The sequence below is a fragment of the Elusimicrobium minutum Pei191 genome (assembly GCF_000020145.1).
Classification (GTDB): Bacteria; Elusimicrobiota; Elusimicrobia; order Elusimicrobiales; family Elusimicrobiaceae; genus Elusimicrobium; species Elusimicrobium minutum.
The window spans coordinates 1,035,989-1,049,620 of the sequence record NC_010644.1; the positions used below are offsets into that span (position 1 = coordinate 1,035,989).

At 40.8% G+C, this 13,632-nt stretch carries 14 protein-coding genes and 1 tRNA gene; 2 read left to right on the forward strand and 13 right to left on the reverse strand.

From position 1 onward, the window contains the following. Nucleotides 1-176 precede the first annotated feature (176 nt). Together EMIN_RS09485 and EMIN_RS04800 are read right to left on the reverse strand one after the other, a co-directional pair. Nucleotides 177-1,760 (reverse strand): type IV pilin protein, encoded by a 1,584-nt coding sequence (locus tag EMIN_RS09485; protein ID WP_012415101.1) that lies wholly within the window; start codon nt 1,758-1,760, stop codon nt 177-179. A 167-nt stretch (nt 1,761-1,927) separates the two neighbouring features. Then, on the reverse strand, nt 1,928-2,581 hold the full coding sequence (locus EMIN_RS04800) for a YiaD family glycine zipper/OmpA-like lipoprotein (protein WP_012415102.1): 654 nt from the start codon (nt 2,579-2,581) through the stop codon (nt 1,928-1,930). A gap of 433 nt (nt 2,582-3,014) precedes the next feature. Between EMIN_RS04800 and EMIN_RS04810 the strand changes: the two genes are divergently transcribed. Next, nucleotides 3,015-3,086 (forward strand) — tRNA-Asn (locus tag EMIN_RS04810). Between the two features lie 145 nt (nt 3,087-3,231). On the opposite strand, the gene EMIN_RS04815 is transcribed toward EMIN_RS04810, so the two are convergent. From EMIN_RS04815 to EMIN_RS04860, 10 genes are all read right to left on the reverse strand, one after another. Continuing rightward, complete coding sequence (locus EMIN_RS04815) at nt 3,232-3,588, reverse strand: hypothetical protein (RefSeq protein WP_012415103.1); 357 nt, start codon at nt 3,586-3,588, stop codon at nt 3,232-3,234. Further along, complete coding sequence (locus tag EMIN_RS08290) at nt 3,588-4,043, reverse strand: D-Ala-D-Ala carboxypeptidase family metallohydrolase (RefSeq protein ID WP_012415104.1); 456 nt, start codon at nt 4,041-4,043, stop codon at nt 3,588-3,590. The genes EMIN_RS04815 and EMIN_RS08290 overlap by 1 nt, the downstream gene beginning before the upstream one ends. Before the next feature lie 10 nt (nt 4,044-4,053). Beyond that, a complete protein-coding gene (locus EMIN_RS04825) occupies nt 4,054-4,455 on the reverse strand; it encodes a hypothetical protein (RefSeq protein ID WP_012415105.1) in 402 nt (133 codons plus the stop codon). A 20-nt stretch (nt 4,456-4,475) separates the two neighbouring features. Next, entirely contained in the window at nt 4,476-4,721 is a 246-nt protein-coding gene (locus EMIN_RS04830) for a hypothetical protein (RefSeq protein ID WP_012415106.1), read from the reverse strand. Beyond that, entirely contained in the window at nt 4,718-5,272 is a 555-nt protein-coding gene (locus EMIN_RS08295; protein WP_012415107.1) for a DUF4376 domain-containing protein, read from the reverse strand. Before EMIN_RS08295 ends, EMIN_RS04830 begins: the two co-directional genes overlap by 4 nt. Nucleotides 5,273-5,280: 8 nt before the next feature. After that, entirely contained in the window at nt 5,281-6,432 is a 1,152-nt protein-coding gene (locus tag EMIN_RS04840; protein ID WP_012415108.1) for a hypothetical protein, read from the reverse strand. Between the two features lie 2 nt (nt 6,433-6,434). After that, a complete protein-coding gene (locus tag EMIN_RS04845) occupies nt 6,435-8,678 on the reverse strand; it encodes a LamG domain-containing protein (protein WP_012415109.1) in 2,244 nt (747 codons plus the stop codon). Next, on the reverse strand, nt 8,678-9,472 hold the full coding sequence (locus EMIN_RS04850; RefSeq protein ID WP_012415110.1) for a hypothetical protein: 795 nt from the start codon (nt 9,470-9,472) through the stop codon (nt 8,678-8,680). The genes EMIN_RS04845 and EMIN_RS04850 overlap by 1 nt, the downstream gene beginning before the upstream one ends. Continuing rightward, nucleotides 9,469-11,799 carry a coiled-coil domain-containing protein gene (locus tag EMIN_RS04855; protein WP_012415111.1) on the reverse strand — a complete coding sequence of 777 codons (2,331 nt, stop codon included), beginning with the start codon at nt 11,797-11,799 and terminating at the stop codon, nt 9,469-9,471. Before EMIN_RS04855 ends, EMIN_RS04850 begins: the two co-directional genes overlap by 4 nt. 222 nt (nt 11,800-12,021) lie before the next feature. Further along, nucleotides 12,022-12,504 carry a hypothetical protein gene (locus EMIN_RS04860; RefSeq protein WP_012415113.1) on the reverse strand — a complete coding sequence of 161 codons (483 nt, stop codon included), beginning with the start codon at nt 12,502-12,504 and terminating at the stop codon, nt 12,022-12,024. Between the two features lie 52 nt (nt 12,505-12,556). Here EMIN_RS04860 and EMIN_RS08905 point away from each other — a divergent pair, with 52 nt between their 5' ends. Then, nucleotides 12,557-12,709 carry a hypothetical protein gene (locus tag EMIN_RS08905; RefSeq protein WP_187146151.1) on the forward strand — a complete coding sequence of 51 codons (153 nt, stop codon included), beginning with the start codon at nt 12,557-12,559 and terminating at the stop codon, nt 12,707-12,709. Nucleotides 12,710-12,768: 59 nt separating this feature from the next. On the opposite strand, the gene EMIN_RS04865 is transcribed toward EMIN_RS08905, so the two are convergent. Then, nucleotides 12,769-13,629 (reverse strand): hypothetical protein, encoded by an 861-nt coding sequence (locus EMIN_RS04865; protein ID WP_012415114.1) that lies wholly within the window; start codon nt 13,627-13,629, stop codon nt 12,769-12,771. Nucleotides 13,630-13,632 lie beyond the last annotated feature (3 nt).

Consider the following 13,632-nt stretch of genomic DNA (forward strand, 5'->3'; position numbering starts at 1 on the left):
GCTGCAACATGTATAAGCACACTTTAAAATGACGTATAAAAACCCCAGGCTCACACCTGGGGTTTTTGTAAATTTTAAAGCCCCGTTTTTTTGCTTCACCCAAAATTCTTATCTTTGTAAAAATTTTAAAGTGCGCTTTTATCGGGGCTTTTAAAATTAATAAAACATAATTTATATTACACCGCACATAAATATGCTGCTACACCTGTGGGGAGACATCTTACAATACCTGTAGAAGGTTCTAAATATGGATTCCCATGTTGCTTATTACAACATCTGCAACCGCATTCACTTTCGTTCCACACGGCATAAGAAGCATTGTTACAATCATCAATTATCGATTGCGGGACTAACGGGCATGGTTTACTTTTACAGCATGCTCCGTCTTCGGTATATTGGACGGTTGTCCTCTGCTGGCCTATAGGACATGTAATGGGACATGATGTTTTGCATACTCCACCAACAAGGGTTTGCCCTGTGGGACATGTTTTTGCTTTGCAGCACGCTCCGTCTTCACTGTATTGCGCGGATGTCCTTTCCTGGCCCGTGGGACATGTGGCGGGACACGCTGTTTTACATACTCCACCAACAAGGGTTTGCCCTGTGGGACATGTTTTTGCTTTGCAGCACGCTCCGTCTTCACTGTATTGCGCGGATGTCCTTTCCTGGCCCGTGGGGCATGTGGCGGGACACGCTGTTTTACATACTCCACCAACAAGGGTTTGTCCGCTGCCGCAGGTTTTGGTTTGGCAACACGCTCCGTCTTCACTGTATTGCACGCTTGTTCTTTCCTGGCCCGTAGGACATGTCGCAGGACACGCTGTTTTAGCCGTGCAGCATGCTCCGTCTTCATAATATTGGGCACTTGTTCTTTTTTGACCCGTAGGACATGTTGCGGGACACGCTGTTTTTGTTACGCAGCAGGCTCCGTCTTCATAATATTGTACGCTTGTCCTCTGCTGTCCTGTAGGACACGTTGTAGGACACGCTGTTTTTGATACGCAGCATGCTCCGTCTTCATAATATTGGGCACTTGTTCTCTTTTGACCTGTAGGACATGTTGCGGGACACGACGTTTTTGATACGCAGCATGCTCCGTCTTCACTATATTGTACGCTTGTCCTCTGCTGGCCTGTAGGACATGTTGTCGGGCATGATGTTTTGGCTACGCAGCACGCTCCATCTTCCGTATACTGCACGCTGCTTCTTTTTTGTCCCGTAGGACATGTTGTCGGGCACGACGTTTTAGCTTCACAGCAAGGCCCGTCTTCCGAAAAAAAGTACCCTGTTCTTTTATATCCAGCCGCGCATGTTGTAGGACACGCTGTCTTCTCACACCCTTTTAAAACATTATCTACCATATCGCAGTCTTTGCCTATACAACACAATGCGCTGTCTTGGTAGCCTTTGGTTTGAACTATTGAATAATCTAAATCTTTTCTTTTGGCGTACGCCTGAGGGTAAGGATTATCTGAAAGAACATATGAAAAAAGTTTTGTGTCTAACGTGTTTGTTGTGGAGGTTTTGCCCGCTATTACTTCCCCCAAATCGCTAAACTTTACAGTATAGCCTTTGGCGGTGCCCGTGCCAAGTAAATCCCTGGATTCTTGTTTGTTCCTTATCTCTGTAAGGATGTCAAAAGCTTCGGCAGCTCTTGAGCGTTCTAACGACTTTCTGTACTGCGGCAAAGCTATAGCCGCTAAAATAGCTATTACTAAAACTACCACAGCTATTTCTATTAAGGTGAACCCTTTTTTCATTATTGTTAATGTCTCCTTATTGACATATACATATTCTTGATTAAATAAAACCATTTATATGATTTCATTACATAAACGCACAAAACTGCTTTTTTATTGCATTTAACTATAATAAAAAAAGCTCCGCCTTTATAGGCAGAGCTTTTTTTGCAAAAATAATTACTTGATTAGCCTTTGTAGTTTGCTTCCACAGTCTTTTTATCGGCTTTGATGTTGAGGGTTACGCGTCTGTTCTGAGCGCGGCCAGCTGCTGTGTCATTGCTGGCAATAGGATTGGAAGCGCCGTAACCTCTGTACCCGATGCTGTAGGTTTTAACATTATTTGCGATAAGCTGGTTATATACAGCCCTGGCTCTGTTTTCAGATAATGTCTGGTTAAAAGAAGCTGAACCGGTTGAATCAGTATGCCCTTCAACCACGATTATGTTATAGGGATATTTTTTAAAAACTTTACTCATAGCGGCAATATCGTTAATAGCCTGTGAGGAAAGCTCCGCGCTGCCTGTGGCAAACAAAATATCATTTTTCATAATAACTCTGATACTGCCATCAGCGTTTCTTTCAACTGTCGCGATAGCGGCAAGTTCTTTTGCCTGTTTATCGTAATAATTGCCTATTCCGCCGCCTAAAGCCGCGCCTGCAAGACCGCCGATAATAGCGCCTGTTTCCGCTTTGCCGCCTGTGTTATGAGCGATAACAGCGCCGCCAACTGCGCCTACCGCAGCGCCTGTTGCCGCGCCGATTCCGGTGTTTTTACCGGGGGTTGTACAGGCAGCTAAAATTAAAGCACCTGCTGCTACTGTTAAAACTATTTTTTTCATACTTCCTCCTAAATTTATCATACAAATATATTTTACATAAATATCTTGTGCGTAACACACATTATTACAACGGCATCCTATATTTATTTATTGCCGTTGTGCCATATGTTTATAGTTATATCCATATAAAGCACCAAATATATTATAGAAATAAAACCGGCAGTTGTATTTTTTATCTTAAAATCTGAACTTTTTTAACTAAGATTTTTACAAAAGTCTGAAAAAGCATGTTGATATTATAAGTAATGTAAAATATCTCAGAAGCAAAACAAGCGCCTTTACAACAAAAGGAAGTTTTGCTAAAGCCGGGTAAACCTGCCCGGCGTGTCAATAAGTTAAAATATTTTGGCAAAACAAGCGCCTTTACAATAAAAGGAAGTTTTGCTAAAATATTATTGTAGTAATAATTAAAAAAAACAAAAAACAAATTTATTCCTCGGTAGCTCAATGGTGGAGCATTCGACTGTTAATCGAAGGGTTGCTGGTTCGAGTCCAGCCCGGGGAGCAATTTTGAGACGAGGGATGACAAAGGGAAGACAACTTTCCATAGTCATCCCTCTTTTTTTTAAGCACGGCTTAATTATATTAACAACATCTTCTTTAAAAGTATAAAACCAAGAACTATGGATACCGCCAAAGCTATATAAAACTTAATTTGGTTCCACCGGATCTGGGTTTTCAGGTTTGTTATTTCGCTCTGATAAATCTGTAAGGATTCTTTGTATGCAGTTTCCAAGCAAAGTATTGTTTGCTTGGAGTCGGTCAAGGTCTGAGAGGCTTTCTCCTGCGACTTGGCTAACTCCGCCCGCGTACTCTTCAGCTGCGCTTGTAAGCTCGCTGAATTTGCCTGTAAGGTATTCATTTTCAGCTTCAAGACGTTGATTATAGACTCGGAGTCGCTCAATATCATTTTGTACTGTGGCTGGGGTTCTGACTGCTGGGCAACAGCCGGAGCCAAAAAGAATAACCCCAAAAAGAACAAGAATAATAATTTTTTCATTTTTCATTACCTTTCCATCCTTATATATTTTTTACCGTCATATTTCATAACTTCATTTTTATTACCAATGCTAATATGTATCCACTCTTTGCCTCCAGCCTGCTCCAAAATGAGTTGTCCGAAAGTCAGATTGCTTTCACGGATAAGATCAAAAATACGAGCAACCCCAATCCCCCGGCAAATAAAGTCTATGGCTTCGCATTTCATATGCTGGCTTGTCTTACTGCCGCCGATAGATTCATTCAGCTCTGGGCAACGGATGGCAGAGGTTATAATCATAGGCACTCCCAAAACCGTGCGGACTGTCTCTCCGAAGTTTGCCAACTTCACAAGCTGGCTCATATTTAAAAGGCCATAATTCCAATTTGCCATTACAAACTTTTCATTGCTCGTATTGACCAGCTCTTTAAAGCTGAAATGTGGGGATAGCACTTTATTATCTGTTGAGTGTGTATCTGTCATATCTCTCTCCTTATTTACCCGTATTATCAATTCTCATTTTGTCTAAAATTTTATCTATAGCTCCATTGGTATTGCTTATAGCCCCATTGGTTCTATCTATCGCCTGAAGGATAAGGGTGTGTTCATTTATCATGCGTTCATGTTCCTTGCGTTGTAATCCGCCTATTTCGTTTTGCTTCATGCCATAGGCTTTTACTTCCTCAACCAGCTTCGCAATAACATCCTGATTACTTTTAATAATTTGCAAATACTCTTTTTCTCTTTGGAGTGCAGTTTCTCTATCTAGCTTTTCTCGTTCAACCGTTTCCTTGCGCTCATTTTGCACATGCTTCCAATACGCCCACCCTATCGCGCAGGAGATAAGGGCGAAAATTCCGTTAGTGAGCAAAACATCCTTTGCAAGATTTTCCATAGTTAATATCCCTATAAGATTTATCTAAACTGCTCAGAGGCATGCAAGCGGTCTTTTTCGCTTAGATATGCCTGATAACAATGATCTTCTTGCCAAAAAAAGAGCATATTTACTGACTTATAAAGAAAGAGCCGCCATAATGATTTTTGTTTGCCTATCCGAGCATAATAGTAACAGGCGGCCGACATTGTAATGTCCGGGTCGCCGTTCATTAAAGCATTTGCCAACTGATCTAATGCTATGAGTATTTTTATTCCATATTTCATAATTCTATAGCCTCCAATTCTTCTAAGGTCTCAGCCTTATTTATTTTCTCCTTCAGTTCGCTTGCTTCCTGATGGCATTTATTAGCATGCATAGTTAATGCCAAAATAGCCCCCAGAAGCTGTTCCGCAGTCAGTTCTATGGTAGAGTTATCCTTTACAGTCCAAACCACGCTAAAAGGGTGATTTTGCATAATACAGATACTTGCTGTCTGCCCGGCAAGTGACAATCGCTGGGCAGAAACAGTATCACTATCAAACACCTTTCCCAAATACTCAAAACCGCCCTGCTCTTTCTGATCACGCAAAACCTTAACACAAGCAAGTTTATTCTGCCTTGCGTGTTCAAAGAGTTCTTCTTCTGTCGGTTCAGGCATAGGAGCCGACTTGTTCTTTTCGTCCTCGATAGACTGACATTCAGCACAAAGAACTTCGCCTGCAATAGTATTTTCGTCATTAGCAAGAGTAAGGATATCATCATTAAAAGGCCTATCCAGTTTTCCTTCAACACTGATTATCGTTTTACAATTTTTACATTTAATAAATTTCAACATAATAACTCCTATTGCATTTGTACAAATAGCTCAAGGCCGGCGGTACCTGCAATAGCACCACCTACAGAAGTTCCGCCTCCATAGCCGCCAGCACCACTTCCATTGCCACCATTACCGCCAACATTATTATTTGCAGATGAAGTATTAGTCGTTCCTGCTTGTCCCGCATTTGCAGAAAAATTGTGGGGATTTATTGTGCCACTTTTATATCCTGCAAGTAGACAGCCACCTCCTCCTCCTCCAGCTGATGTCCCTCCATTACTTGCATTTGCGGTAAAAGAAAAAGTTGTGTCAATTATTAATTCATTGGCATAAATTATCAACCCGCCTCCGCCGTTTCCGCCGTTTCCGCTTGCTAATGCTCCATTGGCTCCGCCTCCGCCGCCTCCGCCACAAATAGGGTTAATAAACAACAAGCCACTTTTGATTGCAAGAATGAGCAACTCTTTATTTGCCGCAATGGGAGCCTTCTTAGATGCGAGTACAGCCAATGCGTTTGGCTGATAATGTAACCCATTACCATAATACCCCCCTAATGCCATACCCGCAATATTTGATGAAATACTATTCCCGTCTTGCCCACTTGCACCAAATATGCCTCCAAGTAATCCTTTCGCGTTTAAATTTATAGAGCCCGAAAGCCTGCACTGTCCCTTAACGCTTAAAACAATGGGTTCTTGTAATGTGCTGCCCCAGGTTACCTCTGGATTAAGAGTAAAGTTATTAAATTGATAATATGCTTTTGTAAAATTACTATTTGCAACAGCTGTTATATCTCCATCAGAACCATCTCCATATAAATAATCCATACCTGTTCCTCCTGAACCGCCCATAGGCACAATTTGACTGCCGTTCCATAAATACCATTGACCATCAGCAGTATTAACAAAAGGCATCCTATCTTCTGCAGTTAAAATGCCCTCTGCCGCAAAAGCTAAAACCTCTGCGGTTGTAAAGATATTTAAACCTTTAGCATAAAGATTGCCGAAAGGAGCATCTTTTCTGCCAATATCATATCGCATACCTTTATCTACTTTTCTATCCGCGCCATAAGGCAATAATCCCTCTATAGAACCGACATCGCCAAAAGAACTATTAAGGTCTTGTGATTTTAAAACTTCATACTTTCTATATGTTTTTGTTTGTTCTTTTTTTGCCATAATTAAACTCCTAAAATTGACCTGTAAGAAAGCCCCATGCCATTGTTATAAAGCATTCGTATTTCTCTGGGAGAAAGCTCTCTATTCCAAAATTTTATACTTGCTATTTTGCCATTAAAGAAACCTGTTGCTTCAGGAGTGTCCGCAGCACTGGCTTCAGCACCTATAATTAAGTTATTCTCTACTGAATATGTCATCTTCCCAGCTGCATAAATAGAACCAACGACAACGCCGTCAAGATAGAGTGTAATATCAAAGCCGTTATATACCATAACAACTTGATGCCAGGCATTAAGCGTAAGGGCATTATTATGGCTGTAAACCGTGTTATACGCGCCGTTTGTATAAACCTGCGCGCCGACACGTCCGCTTGTACTTGCAAATAAGCCATAACCTCCATTTTGTGTTTTGGATGCTATTTTTTCAGCAATAGGAGCTGCCACGCTCTTATATATCCATGCTTCAATACTGATTTCTTTACCAGCCGGGGACAAAGAAGTTGAATAAGGTACGTTTATATAACTAGAAGTCCCATCAAAGACGCCACATAAGCTACCCAAATCAAAGACAGAAGGCATATTTTCATAGACCATATTTATAGGACTGCCGCTATTCTGGCGAAGCCTATCGTCACCATTGCCTTGAAACTCCCAGACAGAGACGAGATTTAAAAGGAGCCTGCTATAGTTTTCCGGGTCGTACTCAATGACTATTAAGCTGGTTTTATTGCCGGAATGCTTAAAATCATACACAACAAAATCGTTATCAAAAGATGCGCGAATTGCCCCTATTGGAAGTTCAAGTCTACCTATATCCAATTTTGAAATGTTAAGAATAAAAGTATTATCATTAACCGCGCCTATTTGTTGCACTTTTACGCGGTCAAGCAGTTTTATAAAAGGACAAAGAGGAATATCTACAGAAAAGGCAAAAAGTTTTTTGCTAAATTTAACGCCCAAATAATTTAAAAGCCCTTGCCTGTATGCGCTGTTTGTTATTCCAGATACTTTAATCTGTTTATTTGTTTTATATTTCGGGACGGCTAATTCAAACTTTTCCGTGCTTTCTTCCCAGTAAAAGTTTTCTATAACCCTATTGCTTCCGCTTTCGTAGTCAGTAACTTGTATTTTTCTCTCTGGATAATTACCAAGCTCAATCATGACTTCTTCAGTAGGCTCAACTGGTTTAAAATAAAAGTTATTATCTGTATCAACCCCGAATATACTATGCCCTTTGGCAAGGTCTTTTAACACTTCGGATACTTTTGCACCTTGTTCATAAACCGTATAATCTACTTCGGCATTGTACCCGGCTTTAATATTCGCAAAATCAACTGTAAATAAATCTGTGAAGAAACCACGCGTCATAATGTTATAAACAAGTTCATTAACGGTCGCGCCGCCAATAGTACCCAGTTCTGAAATGGTTATATCGCTCAACGTCTTAGAATATGAGAAGGCTGTAATATTTTCTATGATAGCCTGAGTGCCTTTTACCTTTGTCTTTGCACTTCTATCATCAAGTAGCCCATTAAAGAGCACGTCTGAACTGCCCCCTTCAAATAAAACCTCTATTTTTACTTTGCTGTTATGCCTTTGGTATCCATGAAATATGCTTTCTTCATTATCCTCATCAGAAAATTCGCCATGAAGATTTAAAAATTTAAGAGAGGCGTTAGATTGTTTAACCTCGCCAAATTCCCATGATTTTGTATCAATGCTATCGCTAACGCTGCTTAGGCTATCTTTAAAAGTATATTTCGTTACATCAAGCCAGTTTTCCTCATAGAAAACGAGTTTTTTTAAACTGATATTACTTATTGAGCCTCTAAAATTATCGCGCCCATAGATATAGAGAATACTATCCCCATTACTGTATAAATCAAGAGAAATATGCCCCTGATATGCTTCCGCGCGTACTCTGCGTCCTTCATTTCCTGCAAATACATCTATATCTCCCTGCTGATATTCCAAAACATCAAACTCTACGCGATACCAAGTGCTTTTAATAATATTGCATGCCTGAGATAAAGAGTTATTATTGCCGCTAGTCCATACAGCCCTATTTTGAGAGGTTAAAATGCTTATGCCAGATTGCGCTATCCAGTTATCGGTAGTAGAGAAATCCCTGTTAACCAACAGCTCAATCCCATCATCCACAGGCACAGCCAAACGCCGCTGAATTGAAAATTTCTTTTTCAGCCCGATTACACTGTCCCTGAGATAGATTTCTTTATTTGTTGGCATTACTCGACCTCTTTAAATTTTATGCTGTCTCTTAATCCGCTGTTATAATTATTCTCTTTAAAGCGTGGGTTACTATTTCCAACTATAGAGACCTTGATTAAATCTTGAAATCTGTTCGGCCTGCGCTTTAATAAAAACTGATTCTCATTACCGCCGCAGGGCCATATATACATTTCTGTTCCAATTCTTTGTATAAGTTCAAGCAAGTCTATATCTATCTGTGATAAAGAAAAAATATCAAGAGTAAATGACCACGCTTCGCCGCCGTTATATACAAAGCTCTTTTCGTTCTGCAGTTTTAAATCTTCCGTGCCTCTGTTGCGCGTGGGAGTAAGCTCCTGCGGTTCCTCAAACTGTCCCACTGTTTCAAGCAATAAAACTTCGCCGATTTGCTTCTCATTGTTTACTACAAAGGTTTTACTGCCTGTGATTTTTATATCCGTTATATCCTCCCTATATGGAAAAGAAAAAAGACTATAAGCATTGTCATCAGCGCGGACCGTTTTAGAAGGAGGTATCGCCGCTGCGCCATTCAAACTAAGCTGAATATCTGCTATGTTGTGATTTGCTAGATATATGGTGTCGCCAGACATCCCATCTGGGAAATTCCTCTCCCAAAAAACCTGAGTTCCATCTGTGCCTTCGCCTTCACTTTGCCAGCCAGTATTAAAATCCCCATTACATGCCTCTGCCGCGTCATCCGAAGCAGATGATGCAGTAGCAGTTCCCCCGAAATATAAATTCGCATTATTCCTGCCAAAAAATTTAATGCCGCTAAAGATACACTCGCTCATATAGCCTCCCCGGTCGCTATTGGCGTAAGCCTGCCCTGCGCTATCATTTCATTCATCCCATCATGTATGCCTGTTATAAGGTTTTCTGATGTATCTCCGATGACATCACCTTCCACTGTCAGATACACGTTGATATCTCCGCCGCCACCGCTTGATCCTGCAAGCGCAGAAGGGTTGACCATAGCCAGTTCGCCACTTCTTAAACTGGCAGAGAACGGCGCAGGCGTTACTATTTCGCCCTCGTGTATTCTGGCATCCATATCGTGAGGAACATAGCCAGTACCGACTGCAAGCTGAACACCTGATATTTGAGCCACATTCGCTAACCCCAAAGCGGTACTGCTTGCCGCCAGCGCGTATCCCCAAGGTGGAGGGACTGTTGCTATTGCTAAGTTTGCAGCCCTATATGTGTCCATATAAGCCTGCGCGATCGCCGCCGCTTTTCCTACAGCCGCCAATTCTTTTGTTTTGGCGTTTTGGAAAGTCGCTAAATTTGAGAGAGTTTGTATTTGTGCCTGATATGTTGCGCTGGCATAATGCGCTTTTAATTCAGCGACGTGCTTTGCTCTTGCAATATCAGCATCACTCGCTATTATCTTTTGTTCTTCCTGCAGAGCATCTATGCTGGCATTATAGGCATCAAATTCTTCTCTAATAACTCTTTTTTGTTCTTCCAACTCTCTTATTTTTTCAAGTTCGGCCTGATTTTTACCATCTAATAAAGAGAGTTCTGTATCAATAGCAGTCAGTTGAGCATCATAGGCTTTTTGTTGACGAACAATAAGTTCAGCTTGTTCTTCAGCAGTTTCCAGAGCTACTATTTCGCTAATTCGCTTAAAGCGTTCTTCACGCGCATTAACGATAAAATCATTCATGCGTTTTATTCTGTCTTTTTCCGCCTGCTCGGCTTGCTTGCGGAGTTCTTCTTCTTTTGCGATACGATCCTTATCAGCTTTATATGCCTCTTCAGCCGCTTTGACCTGCTCTTGTCCTAGCTTTTTATTTGCTTCTGTATTAGCATTGATACTATCTCTTTGGCTATCGAGAACAGATGTCATTTCCTCGTAAAGTCTTATCTGCTCTTTTTTTGCATTCTCATCTTTAATAGTGCTATCAAGAATATCTTTTGCCCCCTGAAGTGCGGCATCAGAAACCAGTCCTATTTTATTTCCAAACTCTTGAAAACCAACCATTGTAGAGTATATGCCGGCTTTCAATTTCAATACTGCTAACTCGGCATACATAAAACCCTTCACGAAACTTTCAGAAAGAATGTTTGTATTGTCTGTTAGAAAAACAAAAGAATCCGTCAGCCATTCCACAGAAGAGATAAGAAAATTTGTAAAAAATTTTGCCAACGGTTCAAAGGCTTTGCCTATTGCCTTTGAAAAATCTCCCCATGTTTCCTTAAGAACATTGGTCTTTGTTATCTGGTTATCCATGTTCGCGCCGGATAACTGACCGAAGCGAGAGTTTATCGCGCCGAGGATATTTTCAAAGTCTTTTGCCTGATCGCCTGTTTTCTCATATTTAAGGCCCAGTTTGTTGAGCCCGGCGGTATTACCCTCAGAAGCCTTCAAAACTGTCATCATGGCGGTATTTAGATCCTGATCTAAGCCAATACTAAGCGCGTAGGCGGCTTCAGTAGCTTGTTTGGCCTTATCTCCATAAAGCCCGAAGTTCGTTGCAAGGGTAAGTTGTTTTAATATGAGGTCATCAGATACGCCGACTGTTTTCTGCATCTGGGATGCAAAATTTTTATAATCTTCGATTACATAAGGCGAGGTTATGTGAACATTGCGGAGAGATGCTTCTAAACGATTTAACCCCATTTCGCTTTCAGCAAAAGCATAAACACTATCTACAACAAACTTGCCTAAATCTTTTATGGCATTTGTAGCCATATTAACAGCTTTTGTTATTAATCCGGCCGCAAGATTACTGGCTATCATTGTTGGGTTTAATTGTTTAAATGCCTTATCCAATAAGCCAGTTTCTTTTTTACTTTCTTTTGTTTTATCCGCTAATTCTTCTTGACTCTTAGAGGCTTCTTTCGTGCTATCAACAACTTCTCCGGTAGCATTTGTTAATGTCATTTCAGCGTCAGCGGCATCTAATGAAGCTAGTTTAACAGAGTCTATGTCTCCAGAAAGGCTATTACTCTCTTCTGACAACTTAGATAAAGCGTCGCCAGCACCTTGAGCAGGCTTTTCTACCTGTTCAAGTGCTTTGGTAACATCTTTAGTAGCATCACTTATTTTCTCTGCTTTTCCAGAGTAATCATCATCTATTGATGCCCTAATTTTAACTTCGTTATCTCCTGCCATTTAAACCTCATGAATTAATCGTTTTTGTTAGTTCTGCTTTTTGTTTATCTAAAGTCTTTTTTGCCATTCCAATACCTTCTTTTGTTCTGGTACCGGCATTAGCTACTGCGCTCATTGTTGTCAGCCTATGCATTGAATGCTTGGCATGTTCTTTCTGTATTCCTGAAATAAGCTGATCTATTTCCAGTCTGGTTAAGTTGCCTATCTTGTTATAATCCCAACCTAAATTGACTGCGATGAAGTTGACGTTTTCAAGGAGTTTTTTTTTACCTCTTCATCGGACATCTTCATAATTTTTTCAACTTCTACCTTTTCAGTTACAGCCATCAAGTGTTTAAGAAAACATGCGATTATATAATCGGTACGTTCAATGATATCCCCGGCTTCTTTTTTTCCTTCCTCATTACTTTCAAGATGCTTTCTAAATTCCACAAAGGACATCTTATCTCGATACTCTTCCGGAGGGAGTCCGGCAAAGACCAATTTAAGGCATGTTTCAATAGACTTGTTTGCTATATTGGGTACTATATTCCCAACCCTGATGCCTTCATTTTGTAGCCACATTTCTGCAAATACAGAGAAGTTAAGTTCTTTATATTTGCCGTCTATTTTTACTTTTGTTTTGTTAAAAATACTGTCAAAGGTATGTTGTTCTATAACTTCTCCTTTAAAATTTTTTATTTGCAATGCGTCTTTTCCTGACATAAAGGCTCCTATCCAACCTTGATTTTTGCTTAAAAATTTGTAAACTATAAGTATGACAAACATACTTTTTACTCTTGTATTACTGGCGATCATAATTCCTTTGATTACGATCCCTATTGTGCTTTGTTATAAACTCATATCCTTCGTGTTGGATAATGAAAACAAGTTTGATAACAACGCCAAAAACCACACTATTTTAAACTGAAAAATTTGGTACTTCTAAATTAAGGGGATGGGATGTTAAACCATCCCCTTTTTATTTGTTTAGCAAGACTGCGCAGGGTATAAAGTCTTAAGGTTATAGACTTCTCCGGTGCATTGGTCTATTAAAGGCGTTGCTGCAAGTTCTAACTCTGCCCATGCCCTTTCATCCCATGCAAGCGGCAAGCCGCCTACAGAACAGCGAGGCATATCCAGTACGAACATGGAGCCGTCTGACTGTCTGGGGAATACTACCATGATGCCAACTTCTCTGCCTACGCCGTTTTTACCGACACTCACGCTGTAGCCGCCATTGTTAGGAGGCCTTACTTCGAAAGAAGCCACATTCCCTGCAGAAACATCTGTGCCGAGTGTAAATTCAAGCCCGATATTCTCAACCTGAATAGTGCCTTCAGCAGTTGCAGGAAGTTCGGCAATTACTTGACCATTCTCTTCAAGCCATCCAGTAGGACCTTGTGCTAAAGAGCCCATTACTACCACTTGGGCATTAACGCCGCTTGAACCGTCAGAGACGATCCTGACTAAAGCGTTGCCAAATGGAAGATTGGATTCTTTACCTGTAATGATGGAAGCTGTGTAGCCAGTTACTGTGCCGGAAATGCTTTTGACTGCCCCGACATAGCCATTTGCTTCAGGTGCGTGTTCTTTGGCAGGAGTGTTTTCGTAGGTAACAAACATGCCTTTGGCAATTTGCCGGGCTGTAACTGTAAAGGAGTTCTCCGGGATACCGTATTCCAACTTAACAGCCCCTTGATAGCTTCCACCATTTAGAGGTGTGGATTCAACTGTTCTTTCAAGACCGCCACCTGCGATGACATCAAGAATCATCATAATTTCTTTAGTGTTACGGTCATAGAAAATCACGGCTTCCCCACCATATATGTTTTGTATTTTTCTGCTCATGTT